General features: G+C 71.7%; 5 protein-coding genes and 1 pseudogene. All 6 read right to left on the minus strand.

From position 1 onward, the window contains the following. Positions 1-3: 3 nt before the first annotated feature. Positions 4-807, minus strand: a complete 804-nt coding sequence (locus tag BZL64_RS34840) for an FAD:protein FMN transferase (protein ID WP_483025116.1) — start codon at positions 805-807, stop codon at positions 4-6. A 245-nt stretch (positions 808-1,052) separates the two neighbouring features. Continuing rightward, a pseudogene (locus BZL64_RS42355) lies at positions 1,053-1,799 on the minus strand (FMN-binding protein); the annotation flags it as partial. Positions 1,800-1,858: 59 nt separating this feature from the next. Further along, positions 1,859-3,241 carry a ferredoxin reductase family protein gene (locus tag BZL64_RS34850; protein ID WP_167396246.1) on the minus strand — a complete coding sequence of 461 codons (1,383 nt, stop codon included), beginning with the start codon at positions 3,239-3,241 and terminating at the stop codon, positions 1,859-1,861. A 98-nt stretch (positions 3,242-3,339) separates the two neighbouring features. Beyond that, positions 3,340-4,056: a L,D-transpeptidase family protein gene (locus BZL64_RS34855; protein WP_086773071.1), complete on the minus strand. Its 717-nt coding sequence runs from the start codon at positions 4,054-4,056 to the stop codon at positions 3,340-3,342. A 91-nt stretch (positions 4,057-4,147) separates the two neighbouring features. Next, on the minus strand, positions 4,148-4,741 hold the full coding sequence (locus BZL64_RS34860; protein ID WP_086773072.1) for a pyridoxamine 5'-phosphate oxidase family protein: 594 nt from the start codon (positions 4,739-4,741) through the stop codon (positions 4,148-4,150). A 113-nt stretch (positions 4,742-4,854) separates the two neighbouring features. Further along, on the minus strand, positions 4,855-5,662 hold an 808-nt coding region (locus BZL64_RS34865; RefSeq protein ID WP_086773073.1), incomplete at its 5' end, for a hypothetical protein.

Genomic DNA, 5,662 nt, shown 5'->3' on the forward strand with positions numbered 1-5,662 from the left:
CCCTCACCCCAGCCGCCGCGCCAACCCCCCCGTGCACCGCACCTCGTCACCCGCGGTGATCAGCAGCGCCTCCACGTCCGGGATTGACTCCAGCCATCGGAGGCCGTCCCGCGAACCCATCGCGAACGCGGCCGTCGCCCAGCAGTCCGCCCACGTCAGCCGCGGCGCGACGACGGTCACGGCGACGAGGTCGGTCACCGCCGGGCGGCCCGTGCGCGGGTCGACGATGTGCGCGCCCCGCTCCACCGTCCCCGACGTGGCCACCGCCAGCTCGTCCGCCCCCGCCGCCGAGACGACGGCCGCCAGCCCACCGGGCCGCAGCGGGTCGGACACGCCGACCCGCCAGGGCCGGTCGGGACCGGGGACGCCCAGCAGCTGGACGTCCCCACCCCCGTTGACGCTCACCCCGTTCACGCCCGCCGCGGCGATCACCCGCGCCGCCCGCTCGGCCGCCCACCCCTTGACGATCCCGGTGGGGTCGAGCCGGCCGCCCTGGTAGCGCATGCTGAACCAGCCCTCGCTGGCCCGCTCCGCCTCGGCGCCCAGCGCCAGCACCTCGGCGACCTCGGGGTCGCATTCCCCGACGGTCAGTTCACCGCGGACGAGCCGGGAGACCTGACTGTCCTCCCGGTAGGTGCTGAACACCTCGTTGACCCGGTGCAGCCCGGCGACCGCCTCGTCGAGCGCCGCCCGCACCGCACGGGGTTCCCCGCCGCGGACGTCGAAGGAGAACACGGTCCCCATGACCTCCTCCGCGTGCCGCACCACGGCGGGGGCCTGCGCCGATTCGGCCACCGTGTCAGCCACCGGCCTGGTCCAGCGCCGACNNCCGTCTCCGCCTTGGTGATCTTGCCGCCGCTGACGGTGATCCGGACCTGCACGGTCCCGTAGTCCGTCTGCACGGCGTCCCCGGTGAAGGTGCCGCCCGCCTGGGCGTTCCCGGAGCCCTCCGGTGCCTTCGAGGCCTCGGGTGCCTTCGGCGCCTCCGGGGCCTTCGACCCCTCCTGCGCCCCCTCTTGCGCCCCCGAACCCTGCGCCCCGGCACTCGCGTTGGCCTTGTCGATCGCCGACTGGAGGGACTTCTTGTAGCCGGTGCTGGTGTAGGTCGCCCCGGAGACGGCGTCGATGTCGGGGCTCTGCTCGGTGACGACGGCCTGGTTGAGTTTGGGTACGGCGTTGGCGGTGATCTGGTCGCTCTGGCCGCCCTTGGGCGCCTGGACCGTCTCCGCCTTGGTGATCTGGTTGTTGCTGACGGTGATCCGCACCTGCACGGCCCCGTACTGCGTCTGCGCCGCGTCCCCCTCGAAGGTGCCGGACACCGGAGCGGCACCGGCCGAGCCCTGGGAGGCGCCCGCGCTCGCCTTCATCTTGTCGATCGCCGACTGGAGGGACTTCTTGTAGCCCTCGCTGGTGAAGGTGGCGCCGGAGACGGCGTCGATGTCGGCGCTCTGCGCGGTGAGGGCGGCCTGGTTGAGTTTGGGTACGGCGTTGGCGGTGATCTGGTCGCTCTGGCCGCCCTTGGGTGCCTGGACCGTCTCCGCCTTGGTGATCTTGCCGTTGCTGACGGTCACGCGGACCTGGACGGCACCGTACTGCGTCTGTGACACGTCACCGGTGATCGCTCCGGACACGGCCGCTCCGGCCCCGCCCTGAGCCGCTTCCTGTGCCGCGGCGCCCGCGCCGGCGGCCTGGGCGGAGCCCGGGTCCGACGACGGCTTGAGTGACAGCAGCAGCACGATCCCGGACACGGTGGCCGCGCCGGCGAGTACGACGCGCCGCAGAGGGTGGCTTTTCTTCATCGCTCCTGTTTCCCGTTGCTTCCCGTGTTGCTACCGGTGGATCCGTGGGTTTCCGTCGCTCACATCTCGAACGACTCGTGGTGGATACGGCGGGCGGGAACCCCGGCGCCGCGCAGTGCCTCGTACACGTTCTGGGCGAAGCCGGCCGGCCCGCACATGAAGACGTCGTGCTCCTCGATGTCCGGCAGCTTGCGTTGCAGGGACTCCGCCGAGATGTCGGGACGTTCCCCGTCGGGGCTGTTGACCGCGTACATCAGCCGCGCCCCGCGCTCGTCGGCGATCTTCGCCAGCTCGTCCCACAGCGCCAGGTCCTGCGTGCTGTTGGCCCGGTAGAGGAGCGTGATGTCGCCCTCCGCGCCGGGCAGCGTCTCGAACAGCGCCCGCATCGGCGTGATGCCGACGCCGCCGGCCACCAGCAGCACCTTGCCCTGGCTGCGCCGGGCGGCCGTCATCGCGCCGTACGGTCCCTCGGCCCACACCTTCACGCCGGGCTTGAGGCCGCGCAGCGCGGAGCTGTGGTCGCCGATCGCCTTGACGGTGATGCGCAGCAGCTCGGGCCGGGGCGCCGCCGACAGCGAATAGGGGTGGGAGCTGTACCGCATGCCCGGCGCCAGGAACCGCCACCGGAAGAACTGCCCGGCCTCCGCGCCGATCCGGTGCAGCTTGCGCCCGCCGATCAGCACCGACACGATGCCGGGCGTCTCCTCGATGACCGCTTCCACGTACATGCGGTGGCGCAGGTTCAGCCGGATCGGCGTGAGGATGCGATACCAGACGACCAGCGCGGTGACCGACCCGTACAGCGCGTACCAGGCGGTCTTGGCGGCGGGCTCGACGGCGAAGTCGTTGCCGGTGGTGATCTGGTGCCAGAAGGTCAGGAACACCGCCGCATACGTCATCAGATGCACGTGGTACCAGGTGTCGTACGGCATCAGGCGGCGCACCGGGCCGATCGACGCCAGGCCGATGACCACCAGCAGGGCGGTGCCGATGGCGGCCTTGCCCATGTCGGGCAGCTGGTTCACCGAGTCGATGGTCTGCTGCACGATGTCGCCGAGCGACTTGCCGGCCTGGAGCGCGTATCCCCACATGATGAGGAACACGTGCGCGAAGGTGAGGCTGAGCGTGTAGCGGCCGGTCATCGCGTGCCAGCGGGCCACCCGGTCCGAGCCGACCCGGCGTTCCAGCGCGGGCACCCGGGCCATCTGCAGGACGACGAGCGCCATCAGGTATCCGGCGAGCAGTCCGGTGATCCGCCCGGCGTTGAGAATCTTGCCGCTGGTGTCCGAGATGGACGGGGTGTTGTTCCACCACAGCCACAGCACACCCGCGGCACCCGCCCACACGGCGAGCAGCAGCGGAACGGCCGGGGAGCGGCGCGGACGGATGCGGCGCATCGTCTGGCGGCGGGCGGCACGGCCGCCGGCGATCGTCGTGGTCACTGTTCCTCCGTGGGTACGGACCCTTGACCCACAGATACGGGCGGAGACCGCCCAGTGTTCAGCGTCGCCCCGTCCGGTACGGGTTCACCGGTACGGGTTCAGTACCGGGTGATCGCCGTGCGCCCGCCGGCCGTCCCGATCGCCAGGTGCGGACGCCGCGCCGGGCGGGCCCAGGCCAGGACGCGCCGCATGTCGTCCGCCGGTACCGACACACAACCGGCGGTCGCTCCCCGCCCGTTGACGTGCAGAAAGATCCCCGCCCCGCGGTCGCGCACCGGCCTGCGGTAGTTGAACCCGATCACCAGCGCGTGCGCGTACTGGGTGCGGTAGGTGATCAGGTGCTCGGACTCGGCGGCACGGCAGTCGGCCGGCCGCGGCTCGGTCCACCGGTTGTAGGAGCGGGACGCGTTGTCCTGGCACCACCAGGAGTCCGCGCGCACGGGACGGTACGGGTACGCCGTCCCGCGCGGCGGCGCCTCGGTGCCGAACGCGAACGGGAGGTCGTACAGGCCGGTCGGGGTCGTGCTCGTGCCCTGCCGGCGTACGGCTCCCTCGACCAGTCCGTTCGCACCGAACCGCGCCGGTGCGGAGCCGGACCGCAGCCACCGGCCGCCGCGCAGGTCCCACCAGGTGAGCGTGCCCGTCGTGGCGCCGGTGTCGGGGGCCACGGCGGTGATCAGCTGGGTGCCGCCGCCGGTGTCCGTCATGCGCGCGGGAAGCGGCGGCGGCGGTGTCGGCCCGCCGGTCTCCGGAGCCGCCCCGAGCAGGAGCAGGGAGGCACAGACGAGGGCGGTGGCGAGGGCGGGACGGCGCATGCTCAGACGCTAAGCGGCGGTGGCGGCACCGGCAGGCCGGGTGGGCCGACCGGGTCGGTCGTCCCGAAGAGGCCGTCCCCGGCCGTGCGCGTCACATCGGGCGCAGCGGATGCAGGGGCAGCGGAAGTCCGGGCAGTCCGTCCATGCTCGTCGCGATGTGTTCCTTCTTGGTGAAGTACGCGCTGAGCGACGCGTCGTCCTCCCGCGCGAACCGCTTGGCGTGCAGATCGCGGTCCTCGTCGTACGTCATGAAGGGCACCGCGTATCCACAGGTGTCCCGGACGAGTTCGGCGTGCACGACGATGATCGCGCGCAGCCCGTGCGGGCCGGGGTCGATCTCGGGGAAGTGGGTGGCGAGGAGGTCCGTGAAGCGGGGGTCGTCGCGGAAGACGGGTTCGCCGCGGCCGTGCACCCGCACGATGTTGGGCGGACCCTGGAACGCGCACCACATCAGAGTGATCCGCCCGTTCTCCCGCAGATGCGCGATCGTCTCGGCGTTGGAGCCGGCGAAGTCCAGGTAGGCCACGGTCTGTTCGTCGAGGACGGCGAACGAGCCCTTGAGGCCCTTGGGGGAGAGGTTCACCGTGCCGTCGCCGGACAGCGGCGCGGTCGCGGTGAAGAAGAGGGGCTGGTCCTCGATGAAGGTACGCAGTCTGCCGTCGATGCGCTCATAAGTCTTTCCCATGACTAACGATTATTCGGGAAAGTCCTTCGAATGTCTAAGCGATTGCGTGAGTCGGCGTCGCGACGGCCGCCCCGGCGGAATCTTCTCCGGGGCGGCCACCGCGACGTGTCACGTCACTTGTTGAGGGCGCAGGGGGCGAGGGCGTCGAGGCCCTGGGGCTTGGCCGCGGTGCGGCCGATGGCGGTGGCGATGCGGTTGACGGTCGCGACGCGCTTGTCCTTGAGGGGGCCGAGGATCGCGTTGTTGACGAAGTTGGGGCCGCCTTGGCCGACGGTGTCGACGAGGCGCTTGTTGGCTTCGGCGATCTGGGTGTTGAGCAGGGTGAGGTTGCGGTCCACCTCGGCCTTCGCCGTCGCGGGGATCGCGGGCAGCTTGGAGGCCACGTCCGGGCAGCTGATCGTGCCCGCGGCACCGGCGTTGCCGGCGTTCCCGTTGTTACCCGCGTTCCCGTTGTTTCCGGCGTTCCCGGCGTTCCCGGCGTTCCCGGCCGGCTGGGTCGCCGCGCCGCCGGGGTTGACGCCACCACCGTTGAGGGCGCAGGGGGCGAGGGCGTCGAGGCCCTGGGGCTTGGCCGCGGTGCGGCCGATGGCGGTGGCGATGCGGTTGACGGTCGCGACGCGCTTGTCCTTGAGGGGGCCGAGGATCGCGTTGTTGACGAAGTTGGGGCCGCCTTGGCCGACGGTGTCGACGAGGCGCTTGTTGGCTTCGGCGATCTGGGTGTTGAGCAGGGTGAGGTTGCGGTCCACCTCGGCCTTCGCCGTCGCGGGGATCGCGGGCAGCTTCGAGGCCACGTCCGGGCAGCTGATCGTGCCGGGGGAGGCGAGCGTCTGGGCGTTCGTGCCGCTGTTCTTGGGCGTCTCCCCGGCGAGAGCGGAGGTCACGACCACCGCGCCGGTCAGTGCCAGTGCGGCGGCGCCGCCG

It is taken from the genome of Streptomyces bobili (assembly GCF_002154575.1).
Taxonomy (GTDB): domain Bacteria; phylum Actinomycetota; class Actinomycetes; order Streptomycetales; family Streptomycetaceae; genus Streptomyces; species Streptomyces bobili.